Source organism: Brevibacillus sp. DP1.3A (genome assembly GCF_013284245.2).
Lineage (GTDB): Bacteria > Bacillota > Bacilli > Brevibacillales > Brevibacillaceae > Brevibacillus.
Genome location: NZ_CP085876.1, coordinates 5,643,759 through 5,670,129, shown reverse-complemented (window position 1 = coordinate 5,670,129; position 26,371 = coordinate 5,643,759). Strand labels below are relative to the sequence as shown.

29 protein-coding genes and 1 other annotated feature are annotated in these 26,371 nt (G+C 42.5%); of the genes, 12 read left to right on the top strand and 17 right to left on the bottom strand.

What is annotated here, in order from left to right:
* Positions 1-327: 327 nt before the first annotated feature.
* On the top strand, positions 328-1,071 hold the full coding sequence (locus HP399_RS26145; RefSeq protein ID WP_173618073.1) for a suppressor of fused domain protein: 744 nt from the start codon (positions 328-330) through the stop codon (positions 1,069-1,071).
* Positions 1,072-1,213: 142 nt separating this feature from the next.
* Entirely contained in the window at positions 1,214-1,624 is a 411-nt protein-coding gene (locus tag HP399_RS26140) for a GNAT family N-acetyltransferase (RefSeq protein ID WP_228088574.1), read from the top strand.
* A 58-nt stretch (positions 1,625-1,682) separates the two neighbouring features.
* Here HP399_RS26140 and HP399_RS26135 read toward each other — a convergent pair whose 3' ends face one another.
* The 12 genes from HP399_RS26135 to HP399_RS26080 form a co-directional block, all read right to left on the bottom strand.
* A complete protein-coding gene (locus HP399_RS26135; RefSeq protein WP_173618072.1) occupies positions 1,683-2,762 on the bottom strand; it encodes a hypothetical protein in 1,080 nt (359 codons plus the stop codon).
* On the bottom strand, positions 2,749-3,279 hold the full coding sequence (locus tag HP399_RS26130) for an RNA polymerase sigma factor (protein WP_173618071.1): 531 nt from the start codon (positions 3,277-3,279) through the stop codon (positions 2,749-2,751). The genes HP399_RS26135 and HP399_RS26130 overlap by 14 nt, the downstream gene beginning before the upstream one ends.
* Before the next feature lie 119 nt (positions 3,280-3,398).
* Entirely contained in the window at positions 3,399-4,796 is a 1,398-nt protein-coding gene (locus HP399_RS26125; RefSeq protein WP_173618070.1) for a sensor histidine kinase, read from the bottom strand.
* 93 nt (positions 4,797-4,889) lie between these two features.
* Positions 4,890-5,675, bottom strand: coding sequence for a hypothetical protein (locus tag HP399_RS26120; protein ID WP_173618069.1), 786 nt, complete (start codon positions 5,673-5,675; stop codon positions 4,890-4,892).
* Between the two features lie 109 nt (positions 5,676-5,784).
* Entirely contained in the window at positions 5,785-6,432 is a 648-nt protein-coding gene (locus HP399_RS26115) for a response regulator transcription factor (protein ID WP_173618068.1), read from the bottom strand.
* A 128-nt stretch (positions 6,433-6,560) separates the two neighbouring features.
* Entirely contained in the window at positions 6,561-7,145 is a 585-nt protein-coding gene (locus HP399_RS26110) for a hypothetical protein (protein ID WP_173618067.1), read from the bottom strand.
* A 152-nt stretch (positions 7,146-7,297) separates the two neighbouring features.
* Positions 7,298-8,098, bottom strand: a complete 801-nt coding sequence (locus tag HP399_RS26105; RefSeq protein ID WP_173618066.1) for a TatD family hydrolase — start codon at positions 8,096-8,098, stop codon at positions 7,298-7,300.
* A 150-nt stretch (positions 8,099-8,248) separates the two neighbouring features.
* Positions 8,249-8,641 (bottom strand): DUF1259 domain-containing protein, encoded by a 393-nt coding sequence (locus HP399_RS26100; protein ID WP_007721609.1) that lies wholly within the window; start codon positions 8,639-8,641, stop codon positions 8,249-8,251.
* A gap of 156 nt (positions 8,642-8,797) precedes the next feature.
* Positions 8,798-9,238 carry a hypothetical protein gene (locus HP399_RS26095; RefSeq protein WP_173618065.1) on the bottom strand — a complete coding sequence of 147 codons (441 nt, stop codon included), beginning with the start codon at positions 9,236-9,238 and terminating at the stop codon, positions 8,798-8,800.
* A gap of 145 nt (positions 9,239-9,383) precedes the next feature.
* Positions 9,384-11,708: an ABC transporter permease gene (locus HP399_RS26090; RefSeq protein ID WP_173618428.1), complete on the bottom strand. Its 2,325-nt coding sequence runs from the start codon at positions 11,706-11,708 to the stop codon at positions 9,384-9,386.
* Between the two features lie 2 nt (positions 11,709-11,710).
* Positions 11,711-12,415 (bottom strand): ABC transporter ATP-binding protein, encoded by a 705-nt coding sequence (locus HP399_RS26085; protein ID WP_173618064.1) that lies wholly within the window; start codon positions 12,413-12,415, stop codon positions 11,711-11,713.
* Between the two features lie 286 nt (positions 12,416-12,701).
* Positions 12,702-13,409 (bottom strand): DNA alkylation repair protein, encoded by a 708-nt coding sequence (locus HP399_RS26080; RefSeq protein ID WP_173618063.1) that lies wholly within the window; start codon positions 13,407-13,409, stop codon positions 12,702-12,704.
* Between the two features lie 196 nt (positions 13,410-13,605).
* On the opposite strand from HP399_RS26080, the gene HP399_RS26075 reads away from it, so the two are divergent.
* The 4 genes from HP399_RS26075 (at position 13,606) to HP399_RS26060 (ending at position 16,242) form a co-directional block, all read left to right on the top strand.
* On the top strand, positions 13,606-14,415 hold the full coding sequence (locus HP399_RS26075) for a TrmB family transcriptional regulator (protein ID WP_173618062.1): 810 nt from the start codon (positions 13,606-13,608) through the stop codon (positions 14,413-14,415).
* A gap of 82 nt (positions 14,416-14,497) precedes the next feature.
* Complete coding sequence (locus tag HP399_RS26070) at positions 14,498-15,232, top strand: AzlC family ABC transporter permease (protein ID WP_173618061.1); 735 nt, start codon at positions 14,498-14,500, stop codon at positions 15,230-15,232.
* Positions 15,223-15,555 carry an AzlD domain-containing protein gene (locus tag HP399_RS26065; RefSeq protein WP_173618060.1) on the top strand — a complete coding sequence of 111 codons (333 nt, stop codon included), beginning with the start codon at positions 15,223-15,225 and terminating at the stop codon, positions 15,553-15,555. Before HP399_RS26070 ends, HP399_RS26065 begins: the two co-directional genes overlap by 10 nt.
* Positions 15,556-15,660: 105 nt before the next feature.
* Positions 15,661-16,242, top strand: coding sequence for a type 1 glutamine amidotransferase family protein (locus HP399_RS26060; protein ID WP_173618059.1), 582 nt, complete (start codon positions 15,661-15,663; stop codon positions 16,240-16,242).
* A gap of 88 nt (positions 16,243-16,330) precedes the next feature.
* Here the strand turns inward: HP399_RS26060 and HP399_RS26055 are convergent, their stop codons facing one another.
* The 4 genes from HP399_RS26055 to rlmD form a co-directional block, all read right to left on the bottom strand.
* Positions 16,331-16,900: an SF0329 family protein gene (locus HP399_RS26055; RefSeq protein ID WP_173618058.1), complete on the bottom strand. Its 570-nt coding sequence runs from the start codon at positions 16,898-16,900 to the stop codon at positions 16,331-16,333.
* A 23-nt stretch (positions 16,901-16,923) separates the two neighbouring features.
* On the bottom strand, positions 16,924-17,568 hold the full coding sequence (locus tag HP399_RS26050; protein ID WP_173618057.1) for a hypothetical protein: 645 nt from the start codon (positions 17,566-17,568) through the stop codon (positions 16,924-16,926).
* 516 nt (positions 17,569-18,084) lie between these two features.
* Positions 18,085-18,717, bottom strand: coding sequence for a CatB-related O-acetyltransferase (locus HP399_RS26045; RefSeq protein WP_173618056.1), 633 nt, complete (start codon positions 18,715-18,717; stop codon positions 18,085-18,087).
* A gap of 257 nt (positions 18,718-18,974) precedes the next feature.
* Positions 18,975-20,357: a 23S rRNA (uracil(1939)-C(5))-methyltransferase RlmD gene (gene rlmD / locus HP399_RS26040; protein WP_173618055.1), complete on the bottom strand. Its 1,383-nt coding sequence runs from the start codon at positions 20,355-20,357 to the stop codon at positions 18,975-18,977.
* 169 nt (positions 20,358-20,526) lie between these two features.
* Between rlmD and HP399_RS26035 the strand changes: the two genes are divergently transcribed.
* The 3 genes from HP399_RS26035 to yhfH all read left to right on the top strand — a co-directional run bounded on the left by HP399_RS26035 (position 20,527) and on the right by yhfH (position 22,970).
* The gene (locus HP399_RS26035) at positions 20,527-20,868 is read left to right on the top strand and encodes a hypothetical protein (RefSeq protein ID WP_173618054.1); all 342 of its coding nucleotides are present in this window, start codon (positions 20,527-20,529) and stop codon (positions 20,866-20,868) included.
* 152 nt (positions 20,869-21,020) lie between these two features.
* Positions 21,021-21,280, top strand: a binding site (T-box leader).
* 99 nt (positions 21,281-21,379) lie between these two features.
* Complete coding sequence (ilvA, locus tag HP399_RS26030; protein WP_173618053.1) at positions 21,380-22,627, top strand: threonine ammonia-lyase IlvA; 1,248 nt, start codon at positions 21,380-21,382, stop codon at positions 22,625-22,627.
* 181 nt (positions 22,628-22,808) lie between these two features.
* Positions 22,809-22,970 carry a protein YhfH gene (gene yhfH / locus HP399_RS26025; protein ID WP_082195876.1) on the top strand — a complete coding sequence of 54 codons (162 nt, stop codon included), beginning with the start codon at positions 22,809-22,811 and terminating at the stop codon, positions 22,968-22,970.
* 117 nt (positions 22,971-23,087) lie between these two features.
* Here the strand turns inward: yhfH and HP399_RS26020 are convergent, their stop codons facing one another.
* The gene (locus HP399_RS26020) at positions 23,088-23,393 is read right to left on the bottom strand and encodes a hypothetical protein (RefSeq protein ID WP_228088361.1); all 306 of its coding nucleotides are present in this window, start codon (positions 23,391-23,393) and stop codon (positions 23,088-23,090) included.
* A gap of 156 nt (positions 23,394-23,549) precedes the next feature.
* On the opposite strand from HP399_RS26020, the gene HP399_RS26015 reads away from it, so the two are divergent.
* The 3 genes from HP399_RS26015 (at position 23,550) to HP399_RS26005 (ending at position 26,231) form a co-directional block, all read left to right on the top strand.
* The gene (locus HP399_RS26015) at positions 23,550-24,122 is read left to right on the top strand and encodes a hypothetical protein (protein ID WP_173618051.1); all 573 of its coding nucleotides are present in this window, start codon (positions 23,550-23,552) and stop codon (positions 24,120-24,122) included.
* A gap of 94 nt (positions 24,123-24,216) precedes the next feature.
* Positions 24,217-24,780: a biotin transporter BioY gene (locus HP399_RS26010; RefSeq protein WP_173618050.1), complete on the top strand. Its 564-nt coding sequence runs from the start codon at positions 24,217-24,219 to the stop codon at positions 24,778-24,780.
* A gap of 110 nt (positions 24,781-24,890) precedes the next feature.
* A complete protein-coding gene (locus tag HP399_RS26005) occupies positions 24,891-26,231 on the top strand; it encodes a cytochrome P450 (protein WP_173618049.1) in 1,341 nt (446 codons plus the stop codon).
* The last annotated feature ends 140 nt before the right edge of the window (positions 26,232-26,371 follow it).

Genomic DNA, 26,371 nt, shown 5'->3' with positions numbered 1-26,371 from the left:
ACAGTAAATGAGGTAAAGTTTACTTGGTTTTTGATTTTCTCGCAAGATGAATTCCTCCTGATCGTTCACCAGCAAATAAGCATTCGATCTACGTAAATCGGTTCGATTCCAGATTAATAAAGAAGAGGTCCGGTACTATACAGAATTGAAATAAGAAAGACGGAAAGAGGGAGCGCTAAAGGGGCTTCCCTCTTTTGCTATTACACTGAAGGATGCTTAGCACTCCTCTTGCAAGAATTACAAAGATAAGGTAAATGTTGGGTGTATCTCATGCCGATACAATAGAGAGGACCCAGCGTCTAAATGATGAGAAGGTGAGGATTTACGATGAATTTTTTCAAGAAGCTATTCGGCGGTACGAACAACGGAGAAAAGTCAAAGGACGGCACTACGATTTACACATATAACGAACAAGCTGAGTATGAACCCCCAGCTCCCATGGAATATGTAGAAGAAACTGTTGCCCACTTTGAAACAGTATTTGCGGGAAGAGAAAGCAGTGTTTTTCACGAAATTATTTCCGATATGATACATATTGATGTGAATGTAATGAGTCCTACAGAAGAAGAACCATTTTGGGTTCTGTATACGACTGGGATGAGTGATTTACCGATGACGATCCCGGATGAAATACAGGAGCAGATGGAAGAGAATTTCGATCGAGCAGAAATGATGATATTTTTGCCGGCTTCCTGGGAGCTGACACAAGAATCGCTACAGGATGAAAACAACTACTGGCCGATCAGGCTGATGAAGCAAATGGCTCGTTTTCCTCACCAGTACAATACGTGGTTGGGATACGGACATACGATACCGAATTATGAGGACTATGAACCGTATGCGGATGGCACGGGCTTAAATGGAGTCGTTCTGTTTCAGCTATCCGAAGAAATCAGCGTCATTCCCACCAAGGATGGGAACAAGGTTCATGCCTATTTCTTGATTCCATTGTATAAAGAAGAGATGGAATATAAATTGGAGCATGGCTTAGATGCGCTGTTGGATAAATTGTTTGAGCTGGACGATGATGCGCTGATTTTGAATCCGAATAGAAGAAACACCTGCAAGTAAAAATAGACGAATTCCCCACCCCTTTTAGCTAAAGGGGTTTTCTTGTAAGATGTTAGAATAATCGCGCAACAAATTCGATTGGAGGCAAACGATGATTCATTTTCGAGTCGCAACAGCAAAAGATCTGAATTGAATTGTGCAAATGCTTGCGGATGATGAATTAGGTAAGACGAGAGAGCGTTACGAAACCCCGCTACCCGAAAGCTACATAAAAGCGTTTGAATCCATTGATGCAGACCCCAATAATGAATTGATTGTGGCGTGCCGTGATGAGGACATTATTGGTGTGCTACAGATTACGTTTACTCCTTATCTGACACATCAAGGTAGCTGGAGAGCGACGATTGAGGGGGTTCGGACTGCATCTACGGAAAGGGGTCAAGGAGTTGGGAGCAAGTTAATCGAATGGGCGATTGCACGGGCCAAAGAGAGAGGCTGCCATCTTTTTCAGCTAACGACAGATAAACAACGAGAAGATGCGTTGCGCTTTTATGAACGATTAGGTTTTAAAGCGACGCATGAGGGGCTGAAAATGAAGCTGTCGATCGACTAACGAAGTACGCTGGAAAAGGAAAACGGGTTCCATATACGAATATAGAACCCGTTGCTCCTTATTCGATTTCAATTCGATTAATATCACCAGCATCCAAATTTCCAAGCTGTATGGAGAAACTTGGTTTCCCCGGACTTCTCAAAATATAGCCGCCCCAGTCCCGGCCGCCGTAAGCTGTATACCCAGAGATATCAATGCCAAAAATGTCTTGAATAAGTGGCTTGGTTACGGGAATGACTTCATTTAGTGCTTTGATTTTATATTCGACTGTTGCATGGCTCACTTCATACACTTGGCCTGTATTTGCTCCGATCATTACCTCATATTTCTTTTGTTTATTAATGAGCAACCATTTATCTTCACTTTCGTCTGAACGTTTTTGGGCTTGGGTAAAGGAAAGATTTTTTTCATTGGATAAACGCATCAAGGCTGTTTGCGCGATGGAGATGATCTTTTGATCGACGTCTTCTAGGTTGTAATATAATGTGAAATCAGACACTTTATTTGTTGGGAAATCGACTAAGACGTACTGTCTGTCTTCTGTCCAAAAGGAAAAATATGCTTCCTTCTCACTTTTGAAAAAGCTGGTTTTTTGGAAGGTAACCTGTTGTTTCGTATCCTTAAATGCTTCTTGTGCAGTCTCTACATATTTATGATAGGGCTTCGGTAATTCGTTGATCGCAAACTTCGCGAAAACGGTAAGAACCTCTGTGGTACCAGGCTTAAAAGTTACGATAGCTTCTCTGGATTCTTGATCCTTTGCCTGTACATTATAGGAGTCTGCGTCTTTCTCAATCTCTCTAAATGGGAAGGTCTTTTGAATGCCACTCGCATCTTGTATGGCTTTTTGAGCAGCAGCAAAATACGTTTGTTCTTCAGGAGTCAAGGCTGCTGCACTGCTCGTTGATTCTGCTGGTGCAGAAAATGGTTTCATCCAGAAAAAACCGAGCAACAGGCCGCAGGTGATCAGTCCTTTTGCCATCCATCCATAGTACATTCTTCGTTTGTTCACTTTTTGAAGTCTATCTCCTTCTTCTCGCACACCCTTTAATATTGCTTGGCTTCGTTCTCGGGAAAGGATTTGCTCGGGGAATTGATTCAATTCTTCCAGAATGATCTGCTCATCACATAATGGCATCGTTCATCACCTCCGCAATCGAAACATGCATTTTGTTTTGAATCGTTTTTATTGCTCTGTGCAAAGTAAGATTGACCTTGGCTTCCGTCCATCCCAAAACCTCCGCAGTCTCCTTGCTCGATAATCCCTTGATCCCTCTGAGTATCAACACGTCCCGATAAGAAGACTTTAACTGATTGATCATTTCATAGAGCAGACGCTTGTTTTCACTTAACATCAGCGACTCTTCCGGTGTTTTGTCGTGCGAAACGAGATGCTGCAAGAAGATATCCGGTAACCAGCTGATTAGCTTTGTCTTGCGTTTTTCATCAATTGCTACGTTTCGTGCTACGGCAAACAGCCACGTTTTGGGATTCTCAACCTCTGTTCCCTGCATAGCTTTGAGGGCACGAATAAAGGTCTCTTGAACCAGATCGTCGATATCGGTTCGTCCCGTGTAATAGACGAGAAAGCGATATACATCCTGGCTGTATGAGTGAAACCATTGCTCAATTCGTGCGCCAGTATGATCCTCCATTGGTGTTCCACCTCCTTGTCACTGTATAGACGGAGTAGCTGCTGACAATCTTTCACTTTCACGAAAAAAATGAGACACCTCAGATGATCAGTCAGGTGTCTTTGTTCTCTCGTATAGATCTAGTAGGCGGGGAAGATCAGTTTGGCTAGTGTCCCTTTACCCGGTTCAGAGGAAAAGCTCAGTTCTGCCCCATGGCAATCAGCAATCTGTTTGCAAAGCGTCAAGCCTAATCCCGCCCCGCCGCCATTTCGAGTGCGGGAGGGATCTACGCGATAGAATGCCTCTGTTATGTGGACGAGATGTTCTGCTGACATTCCTTTTCCATTATCTTCGACCATTATTCCTTTTTGTCCATGATCCAGAAAAGCAGCCATCTTGATTTGTCCACCAGTACCACAAGCCTTCAACGCGTTATCTACGAAATTGACGAGCAATATATGCATGAAATCAGGATCACACTCCAACGAATCAAAGTGACATTCCGAAGTAATCCGAATGTTTTGTTCTGCTGCCATAAGAGACAGAGATTGCTCGACGCCAAGAAACAGCTGCTTTATTTCTACAGTCTTTCGCTCGATCTTATTTTCACGAAGGGTTGCCAAATCCAGTAAACGATACGCAATCTGTTGAAGTCTGCGGCTTTCCGACATGATGTAGGTTGTGGCAAACAGCTTGTCGTCTTCTGTGCGAGCCACCTTTTGTATGTATTCTGCATAGCCGTAAATAGTGGTGAGCGGTGTGCGAAGCTCATGTGCAAAGTTGTCGATAAATTGCTGCTTCTGCTGAGCGGCTGTTGCTAACTGCTGGATTTGACTCTGAATTTCCTTTGCCATGTGATTAAAGCTTTGCGCCATTTCGGTCAGCTCGTCTTGTCCAGACACAGGAAGCCGGGTATCATACGCACCAGCCGCGATTTGACGGGATGTTTGTGAAATTTGCGAGAGTGGCCTAAATAGTTTAGACAGCAATATATGAAGACCAAAAGCAAACAAAGCAGAAACCATCAAGCCCGCGAAAAACAGCATGTTTTTCATTTGCCTCCAGGCAGCAATTCCATCTGTTATGTCGTATTGGTAAACCATTGTATATAAATCATAGGGAGAAGGCAGCTTTCCTGAAACGAGGACCGAGGCGCGGTCGCCTGATTCTTGCATAGAAACGAGTCTGCTATCGTCTCCCGGAAGCTCAGGAAACCCGTTTGGGACGGATAGGACAGACGAATTTGAATAGACCAGTTCCTTGTCTTTAAAAAGTACCAATGTCACGTTTTGATCCCCGGCAAGATAGCTGTAAGGCTGGAGCAGAGACGGGATGGAGCTGTCGATATCCGTTCCGCGACCTTCTACCGCATGAAAATCTTGGAAGAGCGCGGAGGTGATGAAATAATGCTCATCCAAGCTTCTTTCTTGTGCACGATGGATTGTGTCTTTGAAGGTCGTGATCGATATAATGACGATCCCTAGGTTGAATGTAAACAAAAAAAGGGCAAGAGTTGTTAAAAAGGTCCGGTATTTCATAGATTTCCTTTCGTTTCACCTCTGGTTTGATGAGAGAGTTCGCAACTCATGGGAAAAAGCCGCCAGCACGGTGTGGCGGCTGAAAAGGCTCCCTTATTTTTTGGGCTCGGCGATCTCAGGATAGGATACTTTTGCGTTGGGGTGGTCCTTGTGCTTCTCTTTAGCATAATAGGTGGCGCCGATGAACTCTTTATCTCTGCGCGCTATATACACAGTGGCGATTTCACCGTTCTCGCCTGTGATCTCCACCGATATGATGGGGTCATTGTTCTCGACCATGCTTTGGATTTTGTATACAGCGGACTTGACTGGACCGTTGACAATATTGAACTTTTCTGCTGCCTTTTTGGCTAGGTCCACATACTCCTGCGGATTTTTCGCAAGCTCCTCATCGTAGGTCTCTTTTTCAATGAACGTTCTCTCACGGAACATGCTGAAATATTCTCCGGTAACAGCGTCGATCATGAAGTAATAATTGAGCTTGTCATTGATTATTACTTCACCGTACCACTGTGCACGAGGAAGGTCTTCACGTGGCTGTTGGTATCTCATTTCTACCACCTTCCCTTCTAGGCTCAGGGCGTACATCCCCCAAAGGGCTCTCGCTCCAATTTCCGCCGCCGCTTCTTTTGTAAGGTCTTTACTCGTTGGCTTTTGGTTGTTCATGGCATTCACGGTATAGTTCGCTTTTTTGTATCCGGGCGGCAAACTGTTTTGTGGCGTTTGGGAGGAAGTAACTGCATAATTCGCATAGCTGGTAGGGATCGTATTCGTTTTGTTGAAATCCGAAGCTGTTACGACCTGTACGAATCCTTGAAACAGCAATGTGCTGGTGCCAATAATTGCGGTGGCTGCCAAAATGGTTTGTTTGACTTTCATATGAACCTCTCCTTCATTATTTGGTTGTGATCACAGTTAGAAGTATAAGAGGGAGGAATTATCGAATCGTCATGGAGTTGTTAGCGAGTTGTAATAGTTTTTCGCTAATCTAGACCTCAAGACGATACCCCATTTTATAGACCGTCTTAATTCGGGATTCCATGTCCAGCTTTTTTCGCAGCTTTTGAATATGAACATCCACTGTTCGTGTATCCCCGACATAGTCATAGCCCCACGCGAGCTCCAGCAGCTTTTCCCGAGAGAGGGCGATATTGCGATTGTTCACGAGCACTTCCAGCAAATCGAATTCCTTGGGGGTGTAATCTACCGGATGATCATGGAGAAATAGTTGTCTGCTCTCAAATTCGATTCGGACCCCATCCAGTTCAAACGTCTTGCTTGTTTTCTTGGTTCGTCGCAACACCGCATCTACGCGCGCCAGCAGTTCCAGCATCTCGAAAGGCTTCACCAAGTAGTCATCTGCGCCGAGAGTCAGTCCCTTTACCTTGTCCGACAGGCTGCTTTTCGCTGTCAAAAAAATAGTGGGCGTCCCACGAATTTGGCGGAAAACCTCATATCCATCAAACTCCGGCAGCATAATGTCCAGGACAACGAGATCCACCTCGTGCTTGTCCATCTCCTCCAGTGCCGCTTTTCCGTCCATTACCGAAATACATCTATGTCCCACTGCTTGCAGGTTTCTTTTGATGAGCTCATTGATTGGAATCTCATCCTCGACAATTAGGATGGTTGCCACTTTGGATCACCTCCCGTAAAGCATAGCATGGGGATGTAATCGAGTTGTAAAAAAATAGATGAGTCAAAAAACTGCCGCAATGAAAAAGCGGGACGCAGATTAGTCGCGTCCCACTCTAGTAGTGGTCTCTAGCCCATAAAAGTGATTTGTATTTGCGTGTTAAAGCGATCGGTAACAACCCAGCCTGCTGGAATCTGTTGATTATACCTGATCCATAGTTTCGCTCCCTTTGGAGCTCTTTGAATACTCGTAATTTCAAATTTATCCGTCGTACTATCTGTAATGACCCATCCTTGTGGCATGATTTGATTGTTCCGCACCCACAGTTTATCTCCGTATCCAGCTCCTCCCGTATAAATCATTTGAAGGGAAGTACCACTGCCATCTATAACAGCCCATCCATCCGGAATTCGTTGGTTGTACTTGATCCAGAGTGTCGATCTGTAGGTAGCCCCAATCACGCATGTAATTTCGAATTGAGTACTAGTACTGTCTGTAATTACCCAGCCTTGTGGGACCAGTTGATTGTTCTTGATCCACATTTTCGCTCCATAAGAAGAGTTCGCTGAGAGGGATTGTTTTACTGATGCATGGGATGAAATATTTTGTTCGGACGATTTCGAAAGCGCTGGTTCTGCAGCCTGACTAGGAAGTGTGAAAGACAGGACAACTAAGAAAAGACCTAGACTTGAAGCCATACTTTTTTTAAGCATAAACAAGCCACCTTTCTTTTATTTTCATCCATTATTTGTAATTTAAATCTATTTTTAACAATCGTAAAGCGACGTTTTTGTGAAATGCCCTATATTCATTAGTCTTGTCACAAAATGAAAAAGAGGGCACGAGTCCCTCTTGCGAAAACTACCTATACATTAAAAAATTCTTTCGCAGTCTTGGTAGTAGCGCTGGCAACTTCCTCAGCGCTCAAACCCATGCATTGTGCGACTGCGTGCAGTATATGTCTCAGATACATTGGCTCATTCCGACCATCTACAGGCTTTTCTTTCAAATCACGAGGGGTTAAAAATGGCGCGTCCGTTTCAATCATCAAACGATTCAAGGGAATCTTTTTGACAAGCTCCCGAAGATGTTTCCCACGTCTTTCATCACAAATCCATCCCGTAATCCCGATATGAAAGTCCATTTCTAAATAAGTTTCCAATTCCTTGGAGGTTCCGGTAAAACAGTGTACAACCCCACGAGTGATATTTTGACGATGTTCGTTAAGAATCGAGACAAAATCAAGGTGAGCATCGCGTTCATGCAAAAACAACGGTAGTTGAAGTTCTGTGGCCAGGGAAATTTGTTCAATGAACCACTTTCTTTGAATATCACGCGGGGAGAAGTCACGATTATAATCCAGCCCGCACTCTCCAATCGCTACCACATGGGGAAGAGACGCCAGTTCTCTTAATTTCTTGATCGTCGATTCATCACAGCTTTTTGCATCGTGAGGATGAATCCCTGCCGTAGTGTACAGCTTTCCTTTGGAGCGACTCGCATATCGTGAGGCATCCATACTGTTTCTCAAGCTTGTCCCTGTCAAAATTAACGGGTAAATTCCTTGTTTTTCTGCTCTGGCAACGACCTCATCGCGATCTTGGTGAAAGGAGCGGTGCATCAGGTTAACGCCTATATCGATGATCTGTGTATTCAAGAGAATCAATCCTTCCTAGTAAGAGGTATATGAGTACGTACTGATTTTCACTAAAATCCCTATTTTTGGTTGTTTTTTATTATAGCTGATCGAGTTGTGATGTTCTAGAGACGAAAAAAACTCTCTGCGGTGACAGAGAGGAATCGTTTCTTTCTATTCTCATGAAGGAATGGCATCTAATGCTCGCCTTACTTTTCTTGCGAAAGCAAGAGGTTTATCAACTGCTTCAATATTTACATATATCAAGCGGGGACGATCGAATAACCATTCATTACGGACAGACGAGACTTTTATGCCTTGGTTCCGAATGGCTGTAATGAATGGATTGACTTCTTTTTGTAAGAACGCAGCTCTCCCTAAACAAAGGGCCTTACCCGTTTTTGGATTCAAGGATTCAAATGAAAAAGAAGACGTGACGCGAAATCTTTTCCCCAAAATGATCGCTTTTATTTGATTTCGATTGATGGTCGAGACGCATTTTCCGCCAGCAAAGCCAAATTGCCCCCTGATAATTCTGGAGAACTGCTCACAAAGCGAGACTTTTTTGGGCATTCCTCGTTTCCTCCCTGTTTTTGTTTATCGTATGAAGACAGGTATAGGATGGAAACGGATGATGGCCTATTCTACGGTGGATGAAACGAGAAAGGACAGAGCGTCAGAGACGGCCCCATCCTTTTGCATATCACCTAAAGTGTAAGATTCTATTACTCAACCAAAAATCTGCTTATAAATCAGATCAGCATTCTCTTTCTTTACAAACTTTCGAACCTTGCCTTCTTTATCGATAAACGCCCAACGATAGCCCCATTGTGCATCTTCCTCTGGCGTTGGTTTGTACGCAAACACTCCTTTGTTTGAGCCTTTCCAATCAGAGTCGGGTCCATATTGATTGTATTGCATCAATGCATGTTCTTTATAAACGTACTTTCTAAGAGTCTGTTCTTTATCCAAAAAGGCCCATCGGTAACCCCATTGCGCTTCTTCCGCTGGTGTTGGTGTGTAAGGAAATACTCCTGCTGGATATAGATTTAAATGACTTGTAGATTCACTTATCTTTGCTTCTGCTGCTGTAGGTACTGTATAACTCACTACTCCTGTTGCTAGCATTGTAGCTAGGAACATTGCGCTCATGGCTTTTTTGTTAATCATATGAAGCCTCCTCTTGTTCTTTGTAGATAAATGTAAAATATTGGTGATATGTATAATATAATAGAAATAAAAGGGATTTAAAACAGATAGATCCATATTTTCGAATAAATCACACAGCTCGTCTCTTAACATAGAGTCGATCGTTTTAATCTACTCCTTTTAATGATTCAATCATATTGATGTTGGTTACTTTTCTCCGAAGCAGCAGATTGGACAGAATCGTAAGCAAGTAGGCAAGAGTAACAGATACCAACATGATAGGAATAGTTAATTGATCCGGGATTTGTTGATGGGTACTAGACAGTGCCTTGACAATCATGGAATAAACGTAACCGCTTATCGGTAAAGCTACAAGGATCGCAAATGTGGTGAGTATCATGTTTTCAAAAAAGATAAGTCTGTTTATTTTATGTTTTTGATAGCCTAGTACCTTAAGTGTTGCAAGCTCGCGATTCCTTTCATAAATGTTGATGGAAGAGATTGTGTATATCGCGCCAAAAGAGAGGATGACGGCGCAAACAATAAACATGATAAATACAAAATTGTTTTGTTTCAAAATATACTCAGCGGTTTTCTTTAGATCATTTCTATCTGCAATCGTTTCTACATGAGGATCTTGTTCAAAGAAGTTACGAACGCTATTAAGATCTACAGAGCTATTTGCTTGAACGAAAAGCGAGGTTGGGCTGTAGTCTATGCCAAAGCTCTTTAAATAGTCTGGTGTGATATAAAACGAAGGATTCGAATACTGCGTAGATATATGTAAAACCTTCATTTCTACAGATTTATTTTTAAGCTCTGGTGCTTTGAACGTAATTTGGATAATATTTCCTGCTGAAATATGATATTTGTCGGCATAGGATTTTGGTACCAGCACACCACTATGATCTAAAGTGATCCGATTTTCATTTTCGTCAAAGAAATGGATGAGGGTGTTTTCTTTTTCAGTAACTACGAGAGTGGCATTATCTTTTTCATCACCGTTCATGAATTCAACAGGAAAGGTGGATAGATAATAATGATTTTTCATACCGGAGGGGAGCTTTACCGTATCAGTAGATGTCCCCATCGTATAATCTACTCGTAAATCATACGTATAGACATCTTCAATTTGGCTAGCTACTTTTTGCAAGGCAGATTGAGTGCCAAAAGCAGTTATCAATAAGACTGTACTTACAACAACACCAATTGAGCTCGCTAAAGCTTTTTGTTTATTTAGGAAAATATTTCTTAAAATGAGCTTGTAGCTATAGGAAATATGACTCCAAATACCCGGAATTCTTTCTATCAATAGCGTTTTCATCTTCTTTGGCGGTTTAGGACGCATAGCCTGAGCCGCACGTTCTTTTAATAGGGTTCTACCACTTAAGTAACACGCTAGGATTCCAAAAGCACTGGAGAAAATAATGGGAGGAATGAAAGAATAAAAAGAAAGGGAGTATGTAATGCCGGGCAGAGAGTAGGCTCTTGCACTCGATGCAGTTACGAATGGAACAAATACGAGAGCGGCAATAACACAACCGATGATTGAACCTATGATACCTGCCAGCACAGGGTATCCCATGTAATGAAGCATGATATTTCTGTTTTTGACACCTAAAGCCTTCATAATCCCTACTTGGTTTCTTTGAGAGTCAATCATTCTCGACATGGTAAGAAACAGGATAATGGCTACAATCAAAAAGAGAATGAAAGGGATAACCATACTCATCAATTTGTTATTCTGGATCGTTTCATATATTTTCGAATAGCTGAAAGTCCGTTCTTTACTTACTTGGTTTACATAAGAAAGGTGTTTGGATTGTGCTTCAATGGATTGACCCAATTTATCAATATCGTATCCTTCTGTAGCATCGATCATGATTTCATTATAGGAAAGACCACCTAAGATTTCAGAGATTGTCTCTTCGGAAATATAAGCGACTCCGTAGGTTTTATGGTCTTGTATTTCGTTCTTTTTTGCATGTTCGACATTCTCACCCAAGCCGCTAATGGTAAACATAAAATTTCTTTCATTCGCGTTAATACTGATTTCATCGCCGACTTGAAAAAGATGTTCTTTTGCATATCGAGAATCTAATAATATCTCATTCTTTTTTGACGGGATTCTGCCCTCAATTATAGCAATCGTGTTTATTTCGTTTTTGACTGGGATGGAATGAATTTTCAAAGAAGCTTTTTCATCTTCAAAGGCTTGCGTGGCATCAAAGGTATAGCGTCCTTCCACTTTTTTAATGCCTTCTATTTCACTTAAAACAGCGACATCATTTATGGAAATTTGATTGTAAAATACATGCAGGTCGCTTAAGTTATGTTCTTGAAAATAACCTTCTGTATAAGAACTAAGATTATTGCTATAAGTGACTAGCCCCCCATAGAAAAAGGCTCCTACTGCGATAACCAAAACAAAGGCGATAAATTGCCCGATCGATTGCTTGATATCCCTTACTAATTTTAAAAATAATTTCATCATCACCACTCAATCCCTTCCACACTTTGCTTTTCGCGATTAATGGTAACGCTTTCAATCATTCCGCTTTTCACCTTAATAATTTTGTCAGCCATAGGAGCAATGGCGGAATTATGTGTGACCAATACGACGCACTTTTTCGTTTCTTTGTTCAAATCCTGGAGAAGCTTTAAGACGGACTTACCTGTCACATAATCCAATGCTCCGGTTGGTTCATCACATAGTAAAAGCAAAGGATTTTTGGCAACAGCTCTCGCGATTGCAACTCTTTGTTGTTCGCCACCAGAGAGCTGAGAAGGGAAGTTTTTCATACGATTTTGTAATCCAACTTTATGTAAAATCTCTTTCGCATCCAGATGGTTTTTACATACTTCCGTGGCAAATTCAACATTTTCGAGAGCGTTTAAATTCGGAATTAAGTTATAGAATTGAAAGACGAAACCAACTTTCTCACCGCGGTATTGCGTTAATCTTTTTTCGTTGAACCGGGTGATTTCTTGATCGCCAACAAATACTTGACCTGAGGTAGCCGTATCCATTCCGCCTAGCAAATTCAAAATCGTACTTTTACCAGCACCACTTGCACCCAAAATAACGACGAATTCTCCTTCTGCTATGGAAAAATCAACACCATTAAGCGCCTTGATTGGCACTTCTCCGATTTTGTATTCTTTCGATACTTTTTTGAATTCGATTAACGTCTTCACGGATTACATCTCCTCGTATCTTATTCTTGAAACTTAAGTACCATATTATACCAATGGGGAGTAGTTACATCCCGCAGTCGATGTATTTTGGCATCGGTCTCCAGTAGGAGTTTGATCTCGCATGTTCGAAAAAACCTCTACACGACCAGTATCGCCTTTAAGTTCGCCTACTATTACAAATAGCAGGGCGAAGCCGAATCTTACACCTTGGTTACGAAAAAACGGAGCAACCTCTAAAGGGCTACTCCGTGTCCATACTATTTCCTCACGAGAAACCAACGGGTGACTAACACCTCACATGTTTCCGTTTGAAGCCAAGCTGATCTTTACTTACTGCCTTTTGAATATTATCGAAAGCGTTTAGGAACTTGCTTTTTGCTTTGTCTTTTTGGACTTCTACAGGCCCTACTGCTTTTGCGATTTCGACTGCCTTATCGTGGAGTGGAAAATAGGAGGTTCCCACGGTGTAAATAAAATTATTCATAGCGTATTTCGTTCGTTCGGGAGAGTCGTGAATCGTATTTTTCACAGTTTCAAGCATATTGGCAATTTTGCTTTCGGAAAATTCACGATCCGGGCGATTGCCTAAAAGCCAGCAGTAACAACTCCAGCCCGCAGACATTCTGAGCTCTTCGCCGCTTGTGATCCAGTGATCGGCAACTTCTTGGGCAATATCTGCTTCAGATAGGGTTACTGCAACCACATAATCGGACAGCATATAAAAATAAGCTGAATCCATCCACCGATCAAAATCCGCCTTGGTCATTGCTTTTGGGTCTGCGATCACACCGGCAAAGTACATAGCGTCGTAGTTCCCGGTAGCGTAAAGCTGCTCAGCCAAGGGTTGATTAATCTTGATTTTTCTCGCCATTGGCTTCATAGCGCCTGTAGCCACGCCAAAAAGTGGCTCGTGAGCGCCATTGGATAGATAAATTTTCTTGGTGCGTTCCTTGCCGAGAGCTTCAAGCTCTTGCATGACCATTTCTAAATCCATCGTATATCACTTCTTTCATTGACGGGTGTTCCCTTAAGATTATAACCATCAAATCCATGACTCATGAGTCTCGATATCAGGGGTACCCGTTTAAAATTATTGACTATAGTATTAGTGATTATTATAATAACCACCATAGAACTTAGAGGTTATTATAATAATCACTAAAGATAAGTATTCAAGGTGGTGGTTTTCTTTGGATGAAATTTATAAAGAACTTCAGAAATTAGGATTTTCACAATATGAATGCAAAGCATATATCGGACTTTTGAAGCAGTCTCCTATAACTGGATATGAGATTAGTAAAAGATCAGGCGTACCTCGTTCCATGATTTATGAAGTATTAGGGAAATTGTTAGATAAAGGAGCAGTTTATACGGTACCTTCTGAACCTCTGACCTACTCTCCTTTACCAGCTAAAGAATTAATCACGCGAATGCGTAATTCCTTCGAGCAATCATTTGATTATCTTGAAAAAAATCTATCTGCATTAGAAAGTGAACAGCAAGTAGACGTGGTTCGACGCATTAGTAGTGATGAACTGGTTACCACAGAAATGGTTGACATGATAAACAAAGCCAGAGAAGAACTATGGTTATCGATTTGGCAACCACAGGTTTCTTTTATAAAACAGGACGCAGATAGGCGGGTAAAAGAAGGTGTACCTGTATTTTCCATTTTGTTTGGAGCACCCGATATCGAGATAGGTGCAACCACTCATCATGATTACATGTCTCCTAAAGTAGCAGAGGAACGTATGAGTGGTCGTTTAACCATTGTCTCCCGAGACAATGAAGAAGTATTAATAGCAAATTTCGCTCCAAATACCGCTGCATGGGCTATAAAAACACAAGACCCAGCACTTGTACTAGTAGCAATGGAGTACATCAGGCACGATATTATGTTTGCACAATTAGTTAAGGAAATTGGCCCCGAGAAAGCCGAAGCGCTCTGGATTAACCAGCCTGACCTGTTCCATGTGGTTACAGGAAAACGGTTCAAGTAATTTGAACCGTATTTTCTTTCACTTTTTCTTAGTAGTTATGATAATAACTCCCTTAATTTAAATAATACTACGGAGGGATAAAATGGGTTTAGCGAATGACCAAATCGAAACGGTAGCAGATTCAAGAGATAAAGATACTTTTCGCCAAGGTATTAAGGATTGTGTCCCTACGTTGCTGGGTTATTTAAGTATTGGATTTGCTGCTGGTGTTATAGAAAAGACAGCGGGTCTTAGTATAGCTGAGATAGCTCTGATGTGTTTAATTCTTTATGCTGGCTCAGCCCAATTTATCGCTGCTGGAATGATGGCAGCAAGCAGTTCGATTACCACCATTATTATTACGATTTTCTTTGTTAATCTTCGGCATCTTTTACTTAGTGCAGCCCTAGCACCATATTTTCGGCATCTTTCTCCGCTTAGGAACATGCTAGTAGGGTCTCTACTTACCGATGAGTCGTTTGGTGTTGCTATCAACGAAGCTGCAAAAAAGAATTACATTAGTGAAAAATGGATGCACGGTCTAAATATAACGGCTTATCTAAACTGGTGCATAGCCAATATAGCCGGAGCATTCTTCGGACAATGGATTTCAAATCCTGAAAAATTAGGTTTGGATTTTGCTTTGACAGCGATGTTTATTGGGCTTCTGGTACTTTCGATGTTAAGTCGAAGGAAAATGAAACGTGATGTGGTTGTTGCGATAATCGCAGTTGTTATTGCTGTGGGAACCAGTTCAGTGATGTCTGGCAGTATGGGAGTTATTGTTGCTACAATTTTTGCTGCAACGATAGGGATGGTGATGGAAAAATGGAAGTAAGATGGGATGTTTTTTTGATGATTGTAGGAACAGCTATTGTTACATTCATCCCTAGAGTCCTTCCTCTTATGGTACTGAGTCGTTTTCAATTACCAGAGTGGGCAACACGATGGTTAAGCTATGTCCCCATATCTGTTATGGCTGCTTTAGTAGCTCAAGAGATATTTAAGCATGGTGATAAGATTTCTTTTTCTATTAATAACGTTGAACTTTTAGCAGCCATACCAACCTTTTTCATTGCGATAAAAACACGTAGTTTATTGGCTACTGTACTCGTAGGCATTATTGTCGTGATGGTTTTACGTTTTTTGTTTTCATCTTGATTGCTACAAGATGTTCATGTAATTCTGTTTTCTTTCCTGACCATATCTGTCAGTGAAGTTGTTTTACAATTCATTTGTACAAAACGTCATAGGGAGGGAATCACTTTGAAGGAAGTGTTCATTTTTATTACGGATGGTTTTGCTGATTGGGAGGCAAGCTACGTCAGTTCCGAGCTAAACAAGCCAGAAACAGGATATCGTGTAAAGACAATCGCCATTGATCAAGAACCTAAAGTTTCGATGGGTGGTTTAACGGTCCTTCCAGATTATAGCGTAAACGAATTCAATCCGAATTTGGATATCGCCATGTTAATCATACCTGGCGGAACGGGATGGAGAGAAGAAAAGAATCAGCAAGCAAAAGTAGTGGTTGAGTATTGTGTGAGCAAGGATATTCCTGTCGCAGCCATCTGTGATGCTACGACTTTTTTAGGGAATCACGGATTTTTGGACAATCATAGACATACAGGCAATACGTTAGTTTATTTGAAGGAAGGAGCTCCGAACTACAGAGGAGATCAACATTATGTAGAGGGTCAGTCAATTCGTGACGAGAATCTCATCACGGCGAATGGAAGCGGTGCATTGGAGTTTTCAAGACATATTTTGGAGAGATTGGGCGTATTAGAAGGCGATGAATTGAATCAATGGTACGAATTATTTAAAAAGGGCTACTTTCCCTCCTAACAGTTTGGTTTGATAGGAAAGCACGAAAGCATACATGCTTGGGTGCTTTCCTATTTTATTCAGATACTCATTTATACGATATTTATTTTCATAATGTACTAAGCCGTAATTCATAAAAATACTGCACAATTGGATGCTTTAACTTCATCTTCTCGGCCATATTTAAAATCCTCTTTTTTCCAACTCTTCTGTCCACCAAGGCTAGAATATTCAATAAGATATCATTGCTCTCTATGCTTTCCTCTATAGAAATGGATAAAAACCTATTAGCCACAACGATAAAATTTGATTTACTTAATGATGCCTGTGCTGACAAAAGCTCCTTTGCATATTCTGATATTTTTCTACTTCTTGCCATTACTTTTAGACGATCCTCCGGTACGATCCCCTTGGTATCTTTTCTGACTGCTTCAATTTCTTCATTGTTGATAGGAATTTGTATATCTGAATCATTCTTAATTTCCTGCTCCGTCTGATACCATCTGATTGAGCTAGTTATATCACTCATATTAAGTACGTTCTTTTTATCTACGGCAATATAACAAATTCCGGATTTATCAGGTAAATAACGGTAACCGGTTGCACTGTATTCGACCCTTCCATATAACGCAGGACAGAGAAAGCTCTCCAGTTGTTTCTTCAATTTGCTCCAGGACATATATCCTCCTATGTTCTCTTTTATTAACAATTATGCGTAACTTCTAGCTCATTATTGGCATAGATTGTTCCATAAGTAGCGCAAAGTAACATACCACCGCAAACCTCGCTGCTCACTTGAAAGTTTATGTTGTCTTCATATGTGTCTATGCTATCAGCTCTAATTGTATCTACAAGTTTTTTGAAATGAAGGACCGGTAAGTATTTCGCTATAATATCATAACTTGATAAGTTATCTTTATTTGCATAAGCATTATATGTTTGGATGTCTTTATAAATCGGACTTGGACTATATGGATCATGTTTCACTTGTTCATTCTCATCTTCAAATTTTTTTATTTCTTCTTTTACAATATAATCTGGGTAATCTTCACTTCCTTTATCTTCATTACCATTTTCCCAAAATGGATATTCTATATCACATAAGTGCGTTATCATCCACATTCGAAATTGCTCACTTATAAAATCCGCATGCTCTTCTAACTCTTTAAATCTATTCCCATAATATAGTGTTGCTTTTTCTAACCTCTCGTCTTGGGACATATCATCGGTTGCTCCTGTAATATCGCATCCATCTAAATTTATAAAAATACTATTGAACTTACCTAAAACACCTAAATCTACGGTTAAACTCCAGTAAGCTTCACCATCTTTATCTATTTTTATCATAATGTCCTCCCATACTCATAAAACTGAGATTCGTCGTGCTATTGGTCTATATACGAAATCAAGGTAGCTTCATCCATAATATGATTATAGTCTTATAAAAAAACAGAGGGTGGCCCTCTGCTACAATAAACATTCTGTTAACACAGCTAATGTATTGAATGGATTTGAGATGAAAGGAATTGGAGCAGGCACCTTTAGGATGCCTTGCGTATATTGTAGTATGTTGAAATTGTATTATTACACTACATAATACATGTGTTTTTGGGGAAATAGTATTTTTCTAAATGTTAATTTGCATAGTTTTAACTTTGAACAATTTCAATAACAGGAAGGACTAATCTACCAAAAGAAAGAAGATGATTTTGATTTTTGGAATCTAAGTCTTAGTAAGCTCTTTAATAAAGGCTCTGTTAAACGTTGGTGTTGATTTTTAACCGAAACAAAACCCACAAACTAATTGTGGGTTTTATGCCTTTTATTAAGCTATCGATCCCGATAGTTCAAATCCAGTTTTTATTATGTGTTGAGAAGTTCCTTTAAAGCTTCCGTATTATTGCTTGTCAAAACGGGAATAAATTCAGTTATTTTTTCAATATCCCATTCCCACCACTTCAAAGTATTGAGAATTTCAATCGTCTCCTCGTCAAATCTATAACGTATTAATTTCGCAGGGTTCCCTCCTACAATGGAATATGACGGAACATCTTTGGTTACTACAGCATTTGTTGCGATTATCGCACCATCACCTATATGAATCCCTGGCATAATTGTAGCATTATAACCTATCCAAACATCGTTCCCTATAACTGTATCACTTTTGAATCCACCACTTAAATTCTTTAATCCGAATTCCCAATCTCCACCAAATGCTCCAAAAGGAAAAGTCGTAAATGAATTTGTATTATGATTCGCACCATTCATAATAAATTTGGCGTTGGATGCTATAGCACAAAACTTTCCGATTTTCAGTTTATCTCCTATAAAATCGAAATGATAAAGGACGTTTTTCTCAAAACCTAAAGGGTTATTCAAGTCGTCGTAATAGGTATAATCCCCAACTTCAATATTTGGATTAATCACTACATTTTTTAAAAAACAAAGGCTTCTGATATTTTTCATCGGAAAAACACTATTTATATCTGGACCCATTATTTTACCAGCCCTTCACAAAATCCAATTTTATTAGCCATATTATACCATGCGCCATTTCACAAGACTGCCCGTTAGTTTAATAATGAAAAACAACAATTAATGATAACAGAGCCTTAACAAAAAAAGTCCATTAAGCATCTGTGTGTGGTTAAAAGGTGGTCAATGCCTTATTTCAAGTAAGAATCTTCATGAAATGAGTAATAAAGGTGGTTAAACCCCAGAAGTATCAAGAGGTTTAGCCACCTTTCTGTTTTCTATTTTTTTACCAGCAAACTGACTGCTTCCACATGCGCCGTATGCGGGAACATATCCACCGGCTGCACGCTCTTTAACTCATAACGCTGCATGAGCTTCCCAACATCCTTTGCCAGCGTAGAAGGATTACAAGACACATACACAATCTTCTTCGGCTGCACATCCAACAAAGAACGAATCAGCGCATCATCCAGCCCAGTCCGTGGCGGGTCGACTACGACGACATCCGGTCGAGTCCCTTGTTTGGCCCATTTTGGCATCAAGACCTCGGCACGACCCACGTAAAAGCTGGCATTCGCCGCTTGGTTACGCTCTGCATTGCGATTGGCATCTTCGACAGCCTCAGGAATCAGCTCGATTCCGCGAACCTCGCGGGCATAAGGAGCGAGCCACAAGCCGATCGTCCCTGTACCACAATACAAATCGAGCACGAGCTCTTTTCCGGTCAGTCCAGCAGCCGTTTTCACCTGATTGTACAGCTTTTGCGTCTGCTCGGGATTCAATTGGAAGAAGGCACGAGCCGACAAGTCGAAGGACAGCTCACCCAGCTTTTCAGCAATGGAGGCCTTGCCCCACAACGATACTGTCTTGTCACCGAAAACAAGCGATGTTTTTTGCGTGTTTACGTTTTGCGCGATTCCTACGAGTTCAGGCAGTCTCGTACGCAGCTCCAAAAGTAGCTCTTTCACCCGTGGGATTTCTGGGGTAGCCGTTACAAGTGTTAATTGCGTTTCACCCGTAACAAAAGCGACACGAGCTACGATCGTGCGGATGACGCCCGTCTGCTTTTTCTCGTCGTAGATCGGAATTCCGAGCTCCTCGATGATTTGCTTCGCTGCTTGGACGATTTTCGTTGTCGCTTCATGCTGCACCTGACAGCCTTCCAAGTTGACGAGCTTGTGGCTGCCTGTTTGATACAGCCCAGCGATGAGCTTGCCTTTTTCCTTGCCCACCTGAAACTGTGCTTTATTTCGGTAGGACCACGGGTTATCCATACCAATCGTAGGGGAGACTGGTGGCTGATTCAGTCGAGCGTACTTGCGCAGTGACTCGATGACGATTTCCTGCTTGCTCGCGAGTTGTGCCGCATAATCCATGTGCTGCAAGCTGCATCCGCCACACTCCGCATAGACTGGACAGGGGGGCTTTGTTCGAGATGCTGATTTTTCAACGACTCGTAAAAGACGCGCGGTCGCGTATTTTTCTCTTGCCTCGGTTACCTCTGCATGGACGACCTCTCCAGGGAGGGCACCCTCTACAAAAACGATTTTTCTTTTAAAATAGCCGATCCCTTCGCCATTAATGCCCAAGCTCTTGATCGTGAGCGTCATTTGCTGGCCGACACGGATGCTGGCGTCTTGTTCTTTTTTATTCGTTGTCATCTGTTCCGTTCTCCTCAAGCAATTCAGTATTTCCCTATTATAGAGCATTACGAGAGACGTTGCATGTATGCCAGAGCTTCTGGGGTGCCAGTCAGATAATGGCAACTTCCTGTCTAGCTATGTTTTTGTTATAATAGTGCGGAGAATAATGAGGGAGTTGTGACGCTAGATGCAAGATCTATTTGAAAAAATGAAAGAATATCTCAACATGGATACTGAGATTTCTTTTGACGAGTTTGATGGCTACTACAAAAAGGTAACTGCGTTTCTAAACGATAGCTGGGAGACGTTGAACGAGGAAGATACCATGCACATGCTGTTCATCCTCGACAACCTCAAGTCGAACGGTGAAGATCGTTCCAAGCGCAAAACCAAGGAAGCGAAAAAATACGCAAAAATGGCGCAGCGCACTGAGATTTGGGCGAATGCACTGATCGGCCGTCTGCGTGAAGCTGGTTTCACTGATGAAGAAATCGGCAAGCGTTACGAAGCGATTTACGAAGCAGTATAGGATGTAGCGAATAGAAAAACGGGTACCGTTTTGAGTGTAATAGCTCGAAAGGGAACCCGTTTTTTTGTCATTGCTTTCCTGCCAAATAACAAGAAGATTGACAACTTGTGGGTTTCGGCGTAGAATGTTTAACTAATTCGAATAGTTCGTATGTATGAGCGTTGAAAAGGAAGAGTAGAAACAGTAAGCAGCGTGCAGAGAGCCGTTCCCCGTGCTGAAAGAATGGCCGCCAGCCTGTTTTGAAAATCACCTTGGAGCATTGTCCTGGAAAATCAGCTTGTCGAGCCAGTGAGTATAGGACAACGAATTCGTCCTCGTTATCGGACGGGAGTTTCATAGTGAACTTCCTAAGTCTGTTTTTCGTGAGGAAGACAGAGAAGCTGAGTGGTACCGCGATGCCCTCGCCTCAGCCAGCCGTGCGCAAATTGTGCGTAGCTGGTTTGGGGCGGGGGCTTTTTGATTTGGTCTGGTGCCTACAACAACAGAGAAGTTACTTAGGAGGAACATATATATGCATACGGTCAGAGTGGAAGACATCGTAGTAGCCAATCACGTATTGAAAGACGTGGTGGAAAAGACGCCATTACAAAAAAACAAAGTACTGTCTGAGCGTTACGGCTGCAATGTGTATTTGAAAAGAGAAGACTTGCAGGTCGTTCGTTCCTTCAAAATCCGCGGTGCTTACCATTTTATGCGGAATCTTTCCACAATGGAGCGGGAGTGTGGTGTCGTATGTGCGAGTGCGGGCAATCATGCGCAGGGTGTAGCCTATTCGTGTAACCATTTGCAAATCAAGGGCACGATCTTTATGCCTGCGACCACCCCACGTCAAAAAATATCGCAGGTCAAGCTGTTTGGCGGTTCCTATGTAGAAGTTGTATTGATCGGTGACACCTTTGATGATTCATTCGCAGAGGCGATGAAGTATTGCATTCAGGAAGATCGGACCTTTGTCCATCCGTTTGACGATCCATTGGTGGTAGCTGGACAAGGAACAGTCGGTCTGGAGATTATGAATGACATGGAAGAACCAGCTGATTTCGTCTTTATGAGTATCGGCGGAGGTGGATTGGCAGCGGGAGTGGGAACGTACGTAAAAGGCATCAGCCCGAACACACAGATCATTGGTGTGGAGCCAGCAGGAGCAGCTTCGATGCAAGCCGCTCTGGAACAAAACGACGTTGTCACCTTAGATGAAATTGACAAGTTTGTCGATGGTGCAGCCGTCAAGCAAGTGGGGCAGCTAACGATGAGTATTTGTCAGGAGTTGCTGGATGACATCGTGCTGGTGCCAGAAGGCAAGGTGTGCACAACCATTTTGGAGTTGTATAACAGCAATGCCATCGTCGTAGAACCTGCAGGTGCCCTGTCGATTGCCGCTCTCGATTACTACCGGGATCAAATAGCCGGGAAAAACGTTGTGTGTGTCATCAGTGGTGGAAACAACGACATTGACCGGATGCAAGAGATCAAGGAGCGCTCCCTGTTGCATGAGGGCTTGAAGCACTATTTTGTTATCAATTTCCCACAGCGTGCCGGAGCCTTGAGAGAGTTTATGGAAAAAGTACTGGGGCCACACGATGATATCACACGCTTTGAGTATACGAAAAAGAACAACAAAGAAAATGGTCCAGCGCTGGTCGGTATTGAAATGAAATGCCAAGATGACTATCAGCCATTAGTCAGCCGGATGAAGCAGCATGGTATCCGCTATGTAGAGATTACACATGATCCGTATTTGTTCAATCTGCTGATTTAAACCCTTGTGTTACAACAGATGCGGAATTTGCAAAAATGTATGAATACAGCGAAAAAAGGAGCAATGAAGAGAGAATAAGCGAGAGCGAAAGATAAATCGGCGTAATGTATTATAACAAGCTTTTATAAAACAGATGCTGTTGTAATACAATACAGATAATAACACACGGGGGGTTTTAATCATGACGCCGATCACTACTTTCTTTCGCAATCTCGAAGCAAAATGCTGTGCTGCTTGCGGTCAGATGATCCATGAACAAGCTGAATCGTATGCAACAGAATGCGTACCTTGCCAAGAGCAAGCATCCTTTGACGCTTACAAATACTATCATCAAAAACGCTAGGTCGAACATGAATACTGGATAAAACAGGTGTACCACAGGGCATGAGCCATGGGAGGTATACCTGTTTTTTGATTTAAAGAAAAAGCCGCTGTTCCATAACAACGGCTTTTTCGCATGTCAGCGCGGTTTATCGGTGTGCTTCACAGCTTCCTGCTTGACGTAATCAATCAGCCCCAATTGAAAGCCTTCCTGTGTAAGGAGACGTTTGGCTTCATACGTACCCGCATAGTAGGCTTGGACATGCGGATCGTTGTCCAGAACGTAACGACACGCCTGATCACGAGACAACTCCTGGTACCAGTCTGTCTGTTTTATTTGGGCGACGAGATCCTCATAGGCTGGTTCCGGCTTTTTCCATGGATTCAAACGATGAATAATTTCACCAAGGATTGCAACAACGATTAGAATTCCGATTAAAAACATAGCTGTCACCTCAAAGGTTGGATCACTCTCATGGTACCACTCTCTTGGAGGCGCCGCCATGGGGAAGTCGGTCTGCTTGCAAAACAAGTAGAAAGCAGGCATGCTATATACTGTAAATAGAAAGGGCCCGATTGTCTGGGAAAAGGAGGGCGCGAGATGTTTCATCCGCTTGTTTTTGACAATATCAGAGTTGTGTTGGAAGGTGCGGTATACGACCGGGACTTCGAAGGGGCAATCACGATTACGAACCGTTCGGATGTCATGGATATGGCTACGTTCCATCGACAGTTTCAGATCGAGTTCAAGCTGGCTGATCAACATGATCATACCGTAGCTGTCCGTGCTGAGATGCAGCTTCGTACCCAGTTAGCTGATATTGCAGCCGAGCAGCTAGAACAGCCGTTGACAGATCATATCGGATGTACGATTTGCATCCATTTTTTCATGCAGATGGAAAATTACAGAGATATGCCCGCAGAAGCGAGAGAAATCACATCGATTCTCAATGACATCTGGGGTCAGCGACCTTATATTACACAGAAAGTATCGGCTAAGCTAGAGGAGCATCGAATCGATTGGCCGCCAAAGCAAATAACCAATCAGGTGACGCTGGACTTTCATCGGAAAATTGATGAAGGCAACATTGATGACTTGAACGAATTAATCGATCATACGGTTCAATCACTTCAAAAGCTACAGCAATACATGGATCAACAAGCAAATAGGTAAGCGGACAGAACGGGGATTTACAAAAGGGCAGATGCGTATTATTATTTTGTTAACCTTATAACATTTTTAGTTAACAAAACGGAGGCTAGTACGCATGAGAAACGAACGCTTGAGATGGCTATTGCTCTCTGCCATCTTTGCTGCAATGACTGCGGTATTGTCGCAGGTGACGATTCCCTTGCCGTTGATTCCGATTACCGCGCAGACGTTAGCAGTAGGGCTGACGGCGACGATTTTGGGAAAACGATACGGGACACTGGCTTTGGTTATTTACGTTTTGCTCGGTGCAGTCGGATTGCCTGTATTCAGCGAGGCAAAAGGTGGTTTGCAAATATTGGTCGGAAAATCCGGCGGGTACATATTTGGGTTTATTGCATCCGCGTATGTGACCGGGCTCTACTTGGAGAAAACAAGATTCACCTTGAAAAACGCCATCATCGCCAATATCATTGGCATGTTTGTCGCACTCGCTTTTGGTGCTGTACAGCTCAAATACGTCATGGATATTCCGTGGGATAAAGCTGTCGCTTTTGGTGTAACGCCTTTCCTTATTGTAGGAGTTGTCAAAGCAGTTCTGGCTTCTCTGATTGGCATCAAGGTACGCGAGCGACTGATTGCTTCTCGCCTGTTGCGCACAGATCAACCTGTTACACGATAAACAAAATGATTTCGTCAGCCATCCGAAGTTCGGGTGGCTTTTTTTCGCATAATCTCCTTAACGTGCCGGATACTATCGGTAGGATTTTGCATGTAAAAAGGAGGAGACGCATGAATATCACGATCACCGGTCCAAAAGGCCTTCCGATCTCAGGGAACTTGATGGCATTTCGCCGATCGCCGCTTCAGTTCATCCGCGACGCTGTAGAAGAGCATGGAGAAGTCGTCCATTTTCGCTTCGGTCCTTCCCGCCATGTTTACCTGTTAACGAATCCGGATCACATCAAAGAGGTTTTGGTTAACAAGCAGGCGCATTTTCGAAAAGGGAAAGCGTTGCAGTCTGCGCGACCTGTCGTAGGGGATGGAATTCTCACCAGTGAAGGAAAAAAACATCTGCGACAACGGCGGCTTATGCAGCCAGCTTTTCATCGAGAACGTATCGCCAGCTACGGAGATGTGATGGTCCGGCAAGCAGTTGATCTCATGTCGGATTGGAAAACCGGGGAGCTGCGTGATATTCACTCGGACATGATGAAAGTAACCCTTGCGATCATTACGGAGACTATGTTTGGCAAAACCGTCAAGGAAGGCGCCGATCAGATTGGACATGCCATCGATGTCGGTTTGAAATACGTGGCAAATAAAGGCTCCTCTTTTATCGACATTCCTTTGTCCGTACCTACCAAAAGCAATCGGGAGTTCCTGGAGTCGAGTGAGCTGCTGGACAAAACAATCTATTCCTTGATCGAAGCTCGTCGTAATAGCGAAGGAGAAGAGCATAAGGACTTGTTGGAGATGCTTTTGGCAGCGCGTGATGAAGATGATGGGCAAGGAATGACAGATGAGCAGGTGCGTGACGAGGTCATGACCATTTTTGTGGCTGGCCATGAGACGACTGCGAATACCATGTCGTGGATTTTCTATTTGCTGGCTACTCATCCCGAGGTGGAGCAAAAGCTGCATGACGAGCTGTCAACGGTGCTATGTGAAAAGCTGCCGACAGTCGAGGATCTTCCCCAGCTGAAGTATACGAATCTCATTGTACAGGAAACATTGAGGCTCTATCCTGCGGCGTGGACGATTAACCGGGAAGTGGTAGAAGAGGTTGAGATCGGCGATCACACGTATAAGCCCGGTGAAACACTGATGATGAGCCAATATGTCATGCACCGTAACCCACGCTATTATGAGCAGCCTGAACAATTCATTCCAGAGCGTTTTGACAGCGACCTCTTAAAAAGAAATCCAGCTTATGCTTATTTTCCATTTGGCGGTGGGCCGCGTGTTTGTATTGGGAATAACTTTGCTTTGATGGAGGCGGCTTTGCTATTGGCGACGATCGCACAGCGATATCGACTACGTCTGGCTGAACCGAATCAGGCAGTGGAGCCCGAGCCGTTGGTCACCTTGCGTCCCAAAAACGGACTGCCGATGCGTTTGGAGAAGAGATAGAAAAAAATGGAAATGGAGGGCAAAAAAAGAGGCATCTTATCACTACGGTTTCGCCGATTGTGTCAGATACCGAACTGGGGGTTATTTATCACTGAAAGCAACATGCTTACAAAAATTATTTTACTAGTAAAATATAAAGA